11 protein-coding genes and 1 tRNA gene are annotated in these 13,951 nt (G+C 60.5%); 9 read left to right on the forward strand and 3 right to left on the reverse strand.

Features of this window, described 5'->3' with window-relative positions; translation table 11 throughout:
• The first annotated feature begins 32 nt into the window (after positions 1 to 32).
• The 9 genes from KGZ40_02770 (at position 33) to KGZ40_02810 (ending at position 9,132) form a co-directional block, all read left to right on the forward strand.
• Positions 33 to 638, forward strand: coding sequence for a hypothetical protein (locus KGZ40_02770; protein ID MBS3956439.1), 606 nt, complete (start codon positions 33 to 35; stop codon positions 636 to 638).
• A gap of 18 nt (positions 639 to 656) precedes the next feature.
• A complete protein-coding gene (locus KGZ40_02775; GenBank protein MBS3956440.1) occupies positions 657 to 1,778 on the forward strand; it encodes a hypothetical protein in 1,122 nt (373 codons plus the stop codon).
• A gap of 57 nt (positions 1,779 to 1,835) precedes the next feature.
• Positions 1,836 to 2,708 carry an ATP phosphoribosyltransferase gene (locus KGZ40_02780; protein MBS3956441.1) on the forward strand — a complete coding sequence of 291 codons (873 nt, stop codon included), beginning with the start codon at positions 1,836 to 1,838 and terminating at the stop codon, positions 2,706 to 2,708.
• 157 nt (positions 2,709 to 2,865) lie between these two features.
• Positions 2,866 to 2,942 (forward strand) — tRNA-Met (locus tag KGZ40_02785).
• 184 nt (positions 2,943 to 3,126) lie between these two features.
• Positions 3,127 to 4,770, forward strand: a complete 1,644-nt coding sequence (locus KGZ40_02790; protein MBS3956442.1) for an N-6 DNA methylase — start codon at positions 3,127 to 3,129, stop codon at positions 4,768 to 4,770.
• 7 nt (positions 4,771 to 4,777) lie between these two features.
• On the forward strand, positions 4,778 to 5,515 hold the full coding sequence (locus tag KGZ40_02795) for a hypothetical protein (protein MBS3956443.1): 738 nt from the start codon (positions 4,778 to 4,780) through the stop codon (positions 5,513 to 5,515).
• An 82-nt stretch (positions 5,516 to 5,597) separates the two neighbouring features.
• Positions 5,598 to 6,206, forward strand: coding sequence for a hypothetical protein (locus KGZ40_02800; GenBank protein MBS3956444.1), 609 nt, complete (start codon positions 5,598 to 5,600; stop codon positions 6,204 to 6,206).
• A gap of 6 nt (positions 6,207 to 6,212) precedes the next feature.
• Entirely contained in the window at positions 6,213 to 6,836 is a 624-nt protein-coding gene (locus KGZ40_02805; protein ID MBS3956445.1) for a hypothetical protein, read from the forward strand.
• Complete coding sequence (locus KGZ40_02810; protein MBS3956446.1) at positions 6,823 to 9,132, forward strand: hypothetical protein; 2,310 nt, start codon at positions 6,823 to 6,825, stop codon at positions 9,130 to 9,132. Before KGZ40_02805 ends, KGZ40_02810 begins: the two co-directional genes overlap by 14 nt.
• Positions 9,133 to 9,319: 187 nt before the next feature.
• On the opposite strand, the gene KGZ40_02815 is transcribed toward KGZ40_02810, so the two are convergent.
• The 3 genes from KGZ40_02815 to KGZ40_02825 all read right to left on the reverse strand — a co-directional run bounded on the left by KGZ40_02815 (position 9,320) and on the right by KGZ40_02825 (position 13,895).
• The gene (locus tag KGZ40_02815) at positions 9,320 to 10,099 is read right to left on the reverse strand and encodes a hypothetical protein (protein MBS3956447.1); all 780 of its coding nucleotides are present in this window, start codon (positions 10,097 to 10,099) and stop codon (positions 9,320 to 9,322) included.
• A 157-nt stretch (positions 10,100 to 10,256) separates the two neighbouring features.
• Positions 10,257 to 12,374: a PAS domain S-box protein gene (locus tag KGZ40_02820; GenBank protein MBS3956448.1), complete on the reverse strand. Its 2,118-nt coding sequence runs from the start codon at positions 12,372 to 12,374 to the stop codon at positions 10,257 to 10,259.
• Between the two features lie 75 nt (positions 12,375 to 12,449).
• Positions 12,450 to 13,895, reverse strand: coding sequence for a DUF2779 domain-containing protein (locus KGZ40_02825; GenBank protein MBS3956449.1), 1,446 nt, complete (start codon positions 13,893 to 13,895; stop codon positions 12,450 to 12,452).
• Between the last annotated feature and the right edge of the window lie 56 nt (positions 13,896 to 13,951).

The following is a 13,951-nucleotide window of genomic DNA, read 5'->3' on the forward strand; positions in this document are numbered from 1 at the left end:
CGGGCTTCGCACACGCAGGGGTGATCATTTCCGTGTCCGTGTCTGAGGAGTCCGGGACCACACGACCTCGAAACCGCAGGCTCATGCTTGTCGCCGCGATAGCCCTCGCCGTTGTCGCCTTGGTCGGGGTGGCTGGTGTGTCGACGACGCCACTATTGTGCGGATCCTGTCACACGGTCGCACCGTCGTACGAGGGCTGGCAGGCGTCAGCGCACTCGGACGTGTGGTGTATCCAGTGTCACGCGGACTTTGGCCCGGCCGGTTGGGCGGGTGCGATCCTGAACGGCGCGGACGAACTCGTGAGGTACGCGGTCGATGCTCCTGCGAATCACGAGCTTGCCGCCACGGTTCCTTCCGAGCGGTGCGTCCGATGCCATGCCGATGCGTGGGCTGACGAGGCGTTTGCGGCGTCGCATCCGACCGTCGATGCCCGCTGCGGGGCGTGTCACCGCGAGGCGTACCACACTAACGAGCGAAACGTCTATCCCGAGATGGGGATTGCGGCCCGAGACGTCGTGTACGGTGACTCGGTCACGTGCGCAGAGTGCCACACCACCCGTCAGATGCTCCGCGCCGACATCATGGCGCATCCTTGCGAAATCGTAGAGACATCCGTGCAGGGAAGCGGTGAGGGTTGAGGCGGACAACTGCCCCAGTTGGGGCCCGACATCGCGGTGCTCGTGAGCGATGAGTTCTTCGACACGCAGCACGCGAGGTTCAGGTGCGTGGAGTGCCACGGCGGTGTCGAACCCGCGACAAGCCGTCGGGAGGCGCACTCAGACATGGATCCGGTCCCCTCGGCGGGATACGAGGACTCAGTCTGCTATGCGTGCCATGCGGCCACCGTATCGCGGTTCGCCCGCACGCTGCACGCTGAAACTCGCGGGCTCTCGGGCGACACCGAGGCGATCGTGCTGGGACGCGCCGGGGCCGAGAACCGCTCGGCGCTCGTGCCGGTTCTCGACAGGCAGTGCGGCCAGTGTCATGTGAGCGGGTGCGGCGACTGCCACGTCTCTCGACCACGTCAGGCGGAAGGCGGGCTTATCGACGGGCACGTTTTCCAGCGTTCGCCGAGCACGACGCTCAACTGCGTGGGCTGTCATGGCAGCAGGGTTGAGCGAGAGTTCATCGGCAGAGGTGAGGACGTCGATCGGGGCGAGCGGAAACCTGACGTGCATCGTCTCCAGGCCGAGAAGGAGTGCGTGGATTGTCACACCCGCGAGTGGATACACGGGGACGGCCCGCCGTACGACGCGCGCTACGACAACCCCGAGCCGCCGCGATGCGTCAACTGTCACGAGGCCTCAGATCAGTTCATGGCCGTGGAGTACCACCGCGAACACGCCCACCCGCTCGCTGAGGTCTGGCTCCAGTGCCAGGTGTGCCACGCGCAACCCTACAACAACTGCGCGAACTGTCACGTGGCAGATGACGACGGAGGCTTGCCGTACTATGTTAACGAGCGGTCGTACTTTGGTTTCAACATCGGTCGCAACGCAGCAAGGTCTGCCGAGAGGCCCTGGGATTACGTGGTTGTGCGGCGAGTGCCGGTCTTCTCGGAGACATTTGAGTACTACGTCGAAGATGCGCTCGACCGCTTTGAGGTGTTGCCCACATACAAGTACGCGACCCCGCATTCGATAGCGAGGCGGACCGGGCAGAACGCCTCGTGTGAGGCGTGTCACGAGGACGACACGGTGTTCCTTACACGCGAGGACCTAAACGAACTTCCGATTGAAGAGCAACGAGCGAACGAGGCAGTCGTGGTCGACAGGTGAGTGGTAGTAAGCTGGTACACATCGCCTCGGGCACGACTAAGAGTGAGGGAGACTACGTTGCTTTCGATCACCATTCCCAAAGGATCGCTCGAAGAGCAGACACTGTTCCTATTCGCGCAAGCTGACATTGAGATCAAGAAATCGAGCCGCGCGTACAATCCCACCTGCTCTGATCCCAGAGTTGAACGCGTGAAGATTCTTCGTCCACAGGAGATTCCGGTGTTTGTGCAGGATGGCTACTTCGACCTGGGGATCAGTGGGCACGATTGGATTCGCGAGTCCGGTGCGGACGTGGTTGAGATCGCTGAGCTCCCGTACGCGAAGACGGGTGCCGGCGTTGTACAGATGGTACTCGCTGTGCCGCAGGATTCGCCGGTGACCTCGGCACGAGACATCGCCCCAGGTAGCCGCATCACTACCGAGTTCCCCCGAACTACCAAGGCATTCTTTGACGACCTCGGCATACCGGTCGAGGTCTACTTCAGCTACGGCGCAACCGAGGCGAAGGTGCCTGAGATGATGGACGCGCTCGTCGACCTCACGGAGACGGGCTCCACGCTTCGCCGGAACGGTCTGAAGGTCATTGACGTCATCCTCACTTCGACCACGCGCCTTGTGGCAAACAGGGAGTCGTGGGCCGACCCGGTCAAGCGCCGCGAGATCGAAGAAGTGCGCACTTTGTTGCTCGGTGTCATCGAGGCGAGGGGACGTGTGCTGCTCTCGATGAACGTTCCGGCCTCAAAGATCGACACCGTGGTCGCGGTGCTCCCCGCCATGAAGCGCCCCACCGTGAATATGCTGTACGGGTCGGAGGACTTTGAGGTCACGACGGTCGCCGAGAAGTGCTTGGTCAACACGCTCATCCCGGCCCTCAAGGCGGCCGGCGCCGAAGACATCCTCGAGATCCCCATCACGAAGATCGTGCGATAGGCGCGCTTGCGAGCGCTCGGCGGGAGAGTGCGGTGCGAAGGCGATCGTGGTGGTAGAGGGCGCGGACGGGGGTTTGCGGACAGGGCGTGGACAGGCGTTTGCGCCACGCTCGGGCGGTGTGGTATACATACGTTCCGCCGCACGGCGAATCGGATATTGCGGGGTGGAGCAGTCTGGTAGCTCGTCGGGCTCATAACCCGAAGGTCGCAGGTTCGAATCCTGTCCCCGCTACCAAGAAATTTGCAGGTCAGCACCGGAAACGGGAGCTGGCCTGTTTTGTCATGTCAGACCCCTGTCTAACCCCTGCCTAACACGCCGCTTTGATCTCGGACCGCCGCCGGTCGTGTCGCGCGGCAAACCACTTCATGTCAGACTGAGAGACTAGGATTGGCGACCCGAGGTCGAGGAGGTGTGAAGGGTGAATCCGCAGGCGGCGAGCAAGTTGAGGGGAGCGTTCTTCACCCCCCCGGAGATGGCCGAGTTCATTGCACACTGGGCGCTCCGAACACCGGAAGATTGGGTCTTGGAGCCATCTTGCGGCGAAGCCGCGTTCTTGTTGCCCGCTATCGAACGGCTGCGCGCACTCGGCCAGAACGATCTGGGCATCTCGCAGCAGGTGTGGGGTGCCGAACTTCATGCCCCTTCTGCCAAGATCGCCTGCAAGGCAATTCTTTCATCCACCGGCGTTAGCATCTCTGATCGGGTCCGCGTGGGTGACTTTTTCGAGGCGCGTGCAGGGCGCGACTTGCCCTTGATGGATGCGTGCATCGGCAATCCGCCGTACATCCGCTACCAGTCCTTTGTCGGCGATGCCCGCAAACGGGGTCGAGAGGCAGCCTTTGCGGCTGGCGTCCCAATAGATGGGCTCGCTAGCTCATGGGCGCCGTTCACAGTGCATGCGGCGTCATTCCTCAAGCCTGGCGGTCGGTTAGGACTTGTATTGCCCGCAGAGCTGCTATCGGTCAACTACGCAGCCCCCGTTCGTCGGCACTTTCTCGATCATTTTGGGTGTGTTCGAGTCATTCTCTTCGAAGAACGGGTGTTCCCGGGTGTACTCGAGGAAGTGGTTCTCCTGCTCGCCGAGGGTGAAGGACCGTGTGACAGGTTCGACATAGTACAAGTCGCCGGCCTGTCCGATCTTGTGACCCTCGAGAAGCGGGAGTGGTCAACGTCGCCCGATGCCGGGAAGTGGACAAGGCTGTTGCTTCCGGAGTCAACGCGTGAAGCGGTTGTTGCGATCGACGCTCTCGGAGGGTTCACTTCACTCAGTGACGCAGGCACGCTCTCAATTGGAATGGTCACGGGACGCAACGACTACTTCTGCATCAGCGAAGCTGAAAGGATCGCTCACAACTTAAGTCATGCTCAGCTGCGCAGGATGCTGCCGCCAGGGTCCAAGCATGCACGCGGCATCGAGTACACATCCGCGCACTGGGAGCACGCAAGGGACGAAGGCTCGAGAGTCTGGCTGTTCTCTCCGTCGGGTTATCCAAGCAATGCGGCGCGAGCATATATCCGAAAAGGTGAAGAACTTGAGTTAGACCAAGCGTACAAGTGTCGTGTGCGAACACCTTGGTTCCGTGTCCCGACAGTGGAGGCACCGGATCTTTTCATGGTCTATATGGCCGATGCGGGTCCTCGGTTCATTGAGAATCCGTTGAGGGTACTCAACGTTAACTCGGTTCACGGCCTGTACCTTAATACAGCATGTCGGGGCTTGGCCTCAGTGTTACCGACGGCGTCGCTCTCGACGTTCACCCTACTCGGGGCAGAACTCGTGGGCAGGTCGTACGGCGGCGGTCTGTTGAAACTCGAGCCGCGTGAGGCGCTGAACCTCCCAATTCCATCGGCCGCTTTGATCAAGAGCTGCAAGAAGAAGCTTATGAATGCCAAGCCCGCAGTGGACCTGTACTTGAGACAGGGCCGCTTCGAGGACGCGGTGCAGGTCGTTGACGACATCATCCTCGTGCAGGGGATGTCGCTCCACCCCTGTGTCGTTGAGGGGCTGCGGCACGGTAGAGAGCATTTGTTCGGTCGGCGCAAGAAGCGCAGCCAAGGATAGGAGAGCGATGGGGGTACACGAGGCGCTCATAGGGGCAATCAGAGCGGCCGCTCCGAAGCCGGATGCGTCGGCGAAGCAGTCTGAGAAGAAGAACTACTCCGAGCGGCTCTCGAACACGATCGCGAGAGCCTTCGCCGGGGAGCTGCGTATGGCTGGCGTGATGGATTGTGCACCGCTCGTGAAGGAAGACGGAGCCGCGTACGGCTCAGAGCGTCGAATCGCAGGCGGTATAGGTGCGAAGAAGGTGGACGTGTCATGGTCGACGGACACCAGTGGGTTGCTGCTGGGTATCTCGATCAAGACGATCAGCTTCCCCGATGCTCGCTCCGGCAACTATCAGAAGAACCTCTCAAATCGGCGCGGTGACATGCTCTTTGAGGCGGTCACCTTGCACCGGCGGTTTCCGTTTGCTGTGCTCGGCGGACTCTTCTTTTTGGATGTTGGTGCCACTTCGGACCACACGGATCGGCGCTCCTCAACCGTACAGAACGCGCATGACCTGTTGCGCCTCTTCAGCGGCAGGCCGGATCCAGCGGGAAGAGAAGAGCAGCTGGAGCGCCTCTACGTCGTCACCTACGACGCGACGCCAGGAAGCGAAAGCATTGAGATTCGTGAAGCTGGCCGTTTCGATGAACCCGCCCTTGACGCGAGTCACGTACTCGCAGAGTTGTTGAGCATCGTGGCAGACCGCAACTCGGACTTCTACGACTTCGTGGACGGAGTACTTGTTCCCCGTCGTAGTTAGACAGAGTTTAGAGAGAGTTGACATAATAGAGTAGAGCGCAATATACTCCTACTGTCTAACCGACATGCAGGAGGTATTCGCCGTGTTGACCGAAGAGGAACTTGTTAGAAGCGCCCGACAGCTGGAGACCGCGATCCAAGAGCACGCGTTCGAACTGCTGCGAGTCCAGGGGTCGTACGACCGAGCCCAAAGTCTGATTGTGGTGGCGAGCGATGTGAGCAGGATTGCCTCGCGATTGGATGAGCTTCTCCAAGAGGTGACTACTACCACGGCCACCAGCGGGACCTCATCTGAACCGAAGCGTCGAGCGAATGGTCGGAAGCCCGCCCTCGCCAAGTACCCTCGGTTCTTCGTCAGCTCTGACCGCGTTGTCAAGATTGGCAAAGGCAAGCAGAAGTCGGCCAAGGAGTACCGGCACGAGGCGACGAAGAGATCATTTGATCAGCTAGCTCGGTGGATCGAATCTCAATCGGTTGCCGGTCGTCGAGAATGGCTGGCTAAGGATGCAGACCTAGAGCTGAGTGAGCACGTTCCCGCCTATCAGACGTACCTGCTGATCGCGGCGCTGTCTTCCGCGGGAGTCCTTCGTCAAGTCAAGCGAGGCATGTACTCACTTGGTCCGAACACCGGAGGTCCCAAAGAGTGGTGGGACGTACTTGACTCACTGCCTCCGTTCGAGATGGAGGCGTAGTCGCAGATGGTCGCTCAGTCCTCGCTCTCCAACGTCGACGTGATCGTGTACGCGCTTGCTGACCTGGGCGGAACAGTGACTCAGGTGGCGCACGAGGCACTCGCGTACAGGGCGTTCGAACTTGCGCCAGATCGCTTCTCGTGGACCTTGCCCGAATACCGGCACCTGCCGGACAAAGACATTGCCCGCGTGGCGCTTGTAGACGCTTCGAGAGATAAGTGTGGCAGCTTGGTCATCGGCTCGGTAAAGGCTGGCTACTGGCGGCTCACGCCGGCTGGCGTGAAGTGGTTCGCAGTGCATGGCGACAAAGTGGCAGCCCGGTTAGGCCGTTCTGCACCATCGTCCAGTGGTCGTCCGAACGATGTGAAGCGGATCGTGTCGAGGACGAAAAAGCATTACGTGTTCAAGGAGTTTCAAGCAGGGCGGCTGGAAGAACTGCCCGCGGCGGCTTTCGCGGACATGCTTGGCTGCAGCCCGGATGCGTCTTCGAAGGTGATGAGAAGCAGACTTGACGCACTTGAGAGCGCGGCTGAAGCGTCGAACGAAATAGAACTCAAGGACATGGTTACGGCGCTTGTGGAGCGCTTCGCATCACTTCTGCATGGAGGAGGCTCTGATGAGGCCCGGTAAGGCGATGCCCGTTGAGTTAACGAAACGTCATGGACAGATTGTCGCTTCTGAGTCCATTCGCGATGTATTCGATGCGCTGCGTGAACTCGTAACGAACTCAGATGATAGCTACCACCGGATGGGTCACAAGGGCGGCCGGATAATCGTCGAGGTTAAGCGTCATCGAGGTAGCGTTCCCTCGGTCATCAGAATCCGTGACCGCGCTCAGGGTATGACGTTGGAAGAAATGAAAGCGAAGATCCGGCGCGTCGGCGACCGGACCAGCAGTTCAGGGGACCGGGGGTTCTTCGCCCGTGGAGCGCGTGACTGTGCAGCGTTGGGGGACATGACGTTTGAGTCGATTAAGGACGGGCGCTACCATAAAGCGCAGTTCACCAGGAACTGGGACTTCATTCCCTGGGAAGCCGATGGGCGCAAAGGTGGGTCTCCGCTTGCCACCAAAGAGGATCACGACCGCCTTGGCATAAAGGGACACGGCACTGTGGTGACGATTGAAACCCAAATGAGGGTTCCCAGGTTTCGCACGTTCGAGGAGCGTCTCCCGCTCTTCTGGCCGCTCCGCGACATTCTCGATGAGAACGGCCCGTCTGAGGTGCTCATTGCAGACGGGACCCAGCAAACACTCGCCCCGATTAAAGTGTGCTACCGGATGCCAGAGGCAGAGTTGGTGCTTGATGAGTCATACGCCGTTCCCGGATACGAGGGCGCGTCTGCACACCTCCGCATCTACAGGGCGCCTGATCCCCTCGTTGACGACGCGGACCGATTTCGCCGGTCAGGCATCATCGTCAAGGCGACTCGAGCAATCCATGAATGTTCCTTCCTGCTGGCCCGAGAGTTGGAGAGCGAACCGCTTGCGCGCCGGTACTTCGGGCGTCTTGAGTGCGAGTTCATTGACACCATATGCGAGGAATGGGATGCAGCACGTGAAGCCGGGGAATCACACACCGCGAAAAATCCCGAGTTCCTAGTCGATCCGCAGAGGCAGCGTGGGCTCTCCAGAACTCATCCGTTCACGGCGGCGTTGTATGAGTATCCGACGAGCAAGGTGCGAGAACTCGTGGCCGAAGACCGGCGTTCGGTGACCCAGGATGCGGGCAGCATCGGCAGCGAGGCACTTCAGAAGAGGCTGAGGGATCTTGCCAAGCTCGCCGAGCGATTCCTGCAAGATGAGGGTGAGGCCGAGGACCTAATCACAGACGATGAAGAAGTGCAGGACGATCTGTTCCAGTCCGGCGTTCTCCTCGTTCCGACCTATGCCAAGATCCGAGAGGGGAGAGAGCGAAACCTGACCCTCTACGTGTCGACCAAGCTAGCGGTCACGAGTGAGACTGAGTTTGCTGTGACCGCGGATAGCGGCTCCGTAACCGTTGTCGATTCGGTTGTTTATCTCCGGCCTCACAAGAAGCGCCGGGACGTCATGCTCGGCACCATTGTTTTGCGAGGGGAGTCTACCGAGGAAGGCATTCTGGTCAGCGCGTCCGCGGTGGGATTGCCCAGTGCCGAAGCTCTGGTTAGCATCGTCCCTGATGCTATAGAGGATCGGAACTTCATCGAGAAGCTTGAGTTCGAACACAAAAACTACAAGGTGCGAGAGGGCCGTAAGAAGACGCTGAGGATATTCGCTCAATACCCGGATCTTGTCACTGGGGAAACACCAATCCGTGTAATCTCAAGCTCGCCGCAGGATGTCGTCGTTCGCGGTCACGCCACCCTTGTGCCAGTTGATGGAACAAACTTCGCGGCAGCGGAGATTGTCATTGAGGCTCGCCGTCAGCTCGCTGCGCCGGTGACCATCACGGCCTCCGCGAACGACGCGTCATGCGTCGCGCAAGTGAGGGTGGTCCAGGACGAGCGACAAGGTGTGCCGCTGAGGATTGACATAGTCGACAAACCACTGTGGGGCTTCAGGGCTCAGTGGTCCGATGCCGAGGGCAGACCCAATGTGCTGCAGGTGTCCGCACAGCATCCTTCGGTGAGGCGCTATCTCGGCGCAGCCCCGGAATACGCCGGTCAAGATTCGTCCCTTTGTCGACTGCTGCTTGCCGAAATCGTCAGCGAAGCAATCTGCAGACGGACTCTTACCTATCAGGCTAGGAATCGCTCCTGGGAGTTCGACTGGGCGCGGATGCAAGACAATGAGGAAATTGTCGACAACGTAATGGTTCATTTCAACCGACTCACTCAGTCATTCCTGCCAATGGCCCACAAGGCGATGCTTGGCGACAGTGAGGTTCGCAAATTCGTCGAGTCAACAGAGGCTACTCACAGGCAAGAGGACGGACAGCTCTTCTGAGACGTGATATATCGGGCTCGTATCGGCTTCATTCGAGTGTTGTGTTTAACCCGAACGTCGAAGTCCTCTTAGCGGTCATAGGGCTGGTCAACATCCTCAACACCTTGACGGTGCATCCGAGATTGACTGAGCAGGAGCGGTCAAGATGAGGCAAAAGTCCGTCGCGATGCGCCCTATGTGTCGCTGGTTATCCGTTCAGCCAGATCTCGTAGTCTGCGGCATCGCTAGGCAGGTACAGCTTCCATGTTGCGACCCACCGCCCAGTCTCGCTCTTGCCCGTGAAGTAGTACGGGCCGGGACCAAGCATGTCACGCATCACTACAAGGTCGTCTTCTGCGACGTACCAGTCTCTTGCCCGCTGCTCCAGCACCAACCCGACTCGGGCGACTGCGGTTGACGTTCCCAGTGCTCTGAGATACTCGATGACGTTCGATGAGTCCACGAATGGCAGCGATGCGAGACTGCGGAAGACTTCTTCCGGGCCGCCGCACAAGTCGGAGCGATTGACCGCGTCGACTAGCGTTCGTTCTCGGGACGACACCCGCACTACTCCTCCGGGCCGCCGAAGCAGTGTCGTGAAGCGGACGTCACCCTCGGGCTTCAACGGGCTTGGCAGGTCGTAGCGTTCGTAGGAGAAGCCGCGGTAGGCGAATCGCCTGACCCTTCTGGTGGTAGTGAACTGAACCCTACGCCATGGGGAGTGGGCGAGACCGTGTGCCTCTAAGGCAGAGTGATAGACGAGTGTGGTGTCGGGAGCCAATTTCGTCGCAACCACGAATGGGTCCGGTTCGACCGAAGCGTACTGACCTGCCCGAGAGACGTACACGCCTCGCACGACACGGTCGACGAGTCCTCTCCGAGTGGCTCGCATCAGGAGGTTGTAGTGTGTCTGACTCTCGCCTAGCTCGCTGCGGAACTCGTCGAGTGAGAACACGGGATGCACTTCTAAGTAGGACTGAACACCCATAATTGGTCTCCTTGACGAGATACTATCACTGAAAGTGACACTTTTGAGTCGAAATTCCCAATACAGACGACCTAGACCCTGCAAGAACTCCCAAGTTAGCGCAAAATCAGCGTATCAATCACCAACGCCGCCGATTCCACAAGGAGCCTGACGCAGGTCAGAACCGGCTCCCCGGCGGCAGCGTGAGAATGAACGTCGTGCCGACTCCGACTTCGCTCTCAACCCGCACCTCGCCGCCGATCAGCGTCGCGAATTGTCGGCACAGCGGAAGTCCGAGCCCGGTCCCTCTCGACTTCGCGACACCAGGCTGCTGCAACTGGACGAAAGGCTCGAAGATACGCTCGAGCTCCTCGGAGGGAATTCCTGGTCCCGTATCAGCGACCGAGTACGTCACTGAGCCGTCACCGGAGTCTTCAAGCGTGAGTGTCACTGCGCCGCTATCGGTGAAACTGATCGCGTTGCCGGTCAGGTTGAAAAGGATCTGCCGGACCTTCATCGCGTCTGAGATGATTTCACTCCCGGAGTACGTGCACGCCACATTGAGTGCCAAGTGCTTCGTTTCGGCGAGCGGCCGCATGTTCTCAGCGATCTCGTACAGGAGTGCCGCGGGGTCGAACGGTGCGCGCGTGATCTCGGTCGCTCCGATCTCCACCTTGGCCACGTCGAGGATGTCGTTGATGAGCGTCAAGAGTTGCTTGCCTGAGCGGTTGATCATCGCCGCCTGGCGGTGTTGCTCCTCGTTGAGGTTCCCGGCGAGCCCTTGAACCAGGATGCCGGAGAATCCGATGATCGAGTTCATCGGCGTGCGGAGCTCGTGACTCATGTTCGCCAGAAAGCGGGTCTTGGCGGTGTTTGCTTCCTCTAGGAGCCGGTTTGTCTCACGTAGCTCGCGCGTGCGCTCCTCCACGATCTCTTCAAGGCGGTCTCGATGGCGAGCCAGCTCGATTTCTGCGGTTTTTCGTGCCGTGATGTCGATAAGGACGCCCTGGAGCGAGTTGACCGTACCGTCGGTACCACGGACAGGCCAACTCTGATCTGCGACCCAGCGGGTCTCACCTTCCGGCGTAAGGATGCGGTACTCGAGTTCGATGTTGATGGCATCCGCATCAAGGTACGCCGCGATCTCCCGAGTGACACGTTCGACGTCGTCAGGATGGATGAGCCGACTGTGAAGGAATTTCTCTCGCATGAGCGTCGCCGCGTCGTAGCCAAACCGGGTGACACCGCGGGACACGAACTCGAGCGGCCAACCCTCGCTGTTTCCCCACGTGAACGCTACCGCTGGGCTGCGGGCGAGGATCTCGTCGAGGTCGACGATCCGCCGTTCGGCCAGGCGCCGCTCAGTGACATCGGTCATGATAGAGAGGGCCCACGTTTCGCCGCTCAGGACGACCGGTTTCGTCGCGAACCCGACCACGCGTTCGGTACCGTCCTTGCGGACTATGGGAAACTCGACGTAGGGCAGATCGCCGTTGAGCGCCTCGGTTGTGAGGCGCACCGCCTCCGCTCGGCGCACCGCATCAGGGTAGACGAGGTTGAACCATCCGTGCTCACGCACTTCGGCAAGCGTGTAGCCGCTGATTGCCTCCATCGCATCGTTATAGACGGCTACGGTGCCATCTTGCTTGGCGAGCGATATGCCTTGTTCGGTCTGCTCGATGATCGCACGGAACCTGGCTTCGCTGTCTCTAAGCGTCCGGTCGCGCTCGATACGCTCCTCTTGGTCAAGCATCAATCTCGCGATCAGGACGAAGCCGATGGGATAAAGAATGAGCACAGGTGCGGCGATGGCTGCGCGGATATCAGGTCCAATATCGCGCGGCAGGGTGACCGTCAACGCGAGCATGACAAGGTGCACCAACATGCCGAAGAGCCACAACGGGAGCGGACGATTGAGCCACGGGTATCGCCGCCGTAGATAGTACAGCGCTACGCCGAGCGCGGCTGACGTCACGATGACAAGAACGCCCATCGTCACGCCAGCGCTACCGAGCCACACACGGTACGCAATCGCCATTGCGGCGGCGAGGATGCCGGTGACGGGGCCTCCAAAAAATCCCGCGACCGCTAGCACGATCGAGCGACCGTCGAAGACGACACCCGGAGCCACCGTGACAGCGGTCATCATGCCGGCGATCGCTACTGAGCCGTAGAGAAGTCCCGAAAACACGTGGTGTCCGATGGTGTGCCGTTCCCACTGCCGCAGGATTAGCTGGTGCACCACGCTTAAGGTTATGAGCAACGCGATATTGTGGATCAAGCCGAGAACGACCACGTCACGCCCCCTTACCTTCGATCAAGGATAGGTGAACGCTGCGTGAATGTCAGTACGTGCCAGAGTGCTTGGAAGCTACGCGCGCGAATGCAGCGCGCGATAGATCTCGACCATCGCGAGTGTATCGTGGCGGCAGTAGTCGAGCAGGTCACGCCGGATCTGCTCGGCGCGTTGCGGTGGCGTGCCCGCCGCGAGCATCTCGGCCGTCGCGGCCATCGCTTGCTCGCCGTCGCTCACCACGAGCGCGTCGTACGGCGGAAGGTCGGGGGCGAGCACCTGGATTGCTCGCTTGATCGACCATCCGCGCGGACCGAGAATCGGGTGTGAGCAACCGTCTCGGACTACGCGCGTGCCGAGGTCGAAGGCCACTAAGCCCCCGCCGCGCGGAGACCTGAGGCTGGCGTACGAGACGCCCGCATCGGCGAGCTTTCGGGTCAGTGCGTCGAAAAACCCGGGAATCCGTTCGATCAGCGGTTGGCGCCACTCCGGATACCGTAGCGCGATGTCGACAAGCGCGGTGCGCTCGAACGTCGAGTAGTGCACGAACGTGCCCGAGGCGCCGAGGGTCTCGAAGAGGGAGTGCATGAACTCGAGCGCCGGGTCGTGCCGCGCGTGGTCGACGAGGTACTGGGCGTGGGTGAGCGTGCCGTCCTGATCGAGTGAGTGCACCGACCACTGCACCTTCACCGTCTGGAACGGGCTCGTTCCTGGGAACAGCGGAAGCGCGGGATTGACAGTCTCGAAGTCGACGAAGTACAGCGGGAATGGAAGCTCTGAGAGGCGGCTGAGGACGGTCGGCTCCGTGACGAGCTTTCCGTCGACAGCGACTGGGACCTCGCCGCGTGCACACCACTCGGCGAACTCGCACGGGTACGGACGGTCGCACGAGACCCCAGCAGGACGGTCGGGGACATCGGGCAGCGCGAGCACCGCCATCATCCGTGCGAGGTTGAGCGGTACCTCGCGCACGTACTCGAACGCATCCTGGGTGACATCCGTCGCGGCAAGGACGGAGTAGGGGTCGTACGCGCCACCTGGATACACGTAGGCGCGATCAAGGTGCATGAGTGAGACACGCCGCACATCGATCCCGCTGCCGAGCAAGACGTGCAGCTGCACCCCTACGTCGGGCAGGTGTTTTTCACGCCGGTAGCCGACGGTCGACTTGACCTCGATGAGCTCCCACCCGCCCTCGGGCAGCCGCCGCAGGACGTCAACGCGAACCTTCACGTTGTCGTGAGTGAATGCGGCCTCGAAGAGTGTCGCGGCCCCTTGGCCGATCAGGCCGCGAGTCCGAGTGACGGCGTCGCTGTGCTCGAGAGGCCCTTCTTCGATCAGAATGCCGTCAGGGTAGCGGGCTTGCGCGAGATCCCCCACACGGTGTCCCACGTCGAATCGCATCTGCTGTGCCGTGTCTGGCGGAGTGGCAAGCTCGTAGCGGTGGACCGACAGGTAGAGTGCGCGTGGACAGCGCAACCCCTTCACGTATCGCGATTTTGAGAGGCGGTCGGTCAGATTCATGGGTGCACCTTCGCTCGCCCGACTTCGTCAGTTCAATGTATCTGAAGGTTAGCGCA

It is taken from the genome of Clostridiales bacterium (genome assembly GCA_018333995.1).
GTDB lineage: Bacteria > Actinomycetota > Coriobacteriia > Anaerosomatales > SLCP01 > JAGXSG01.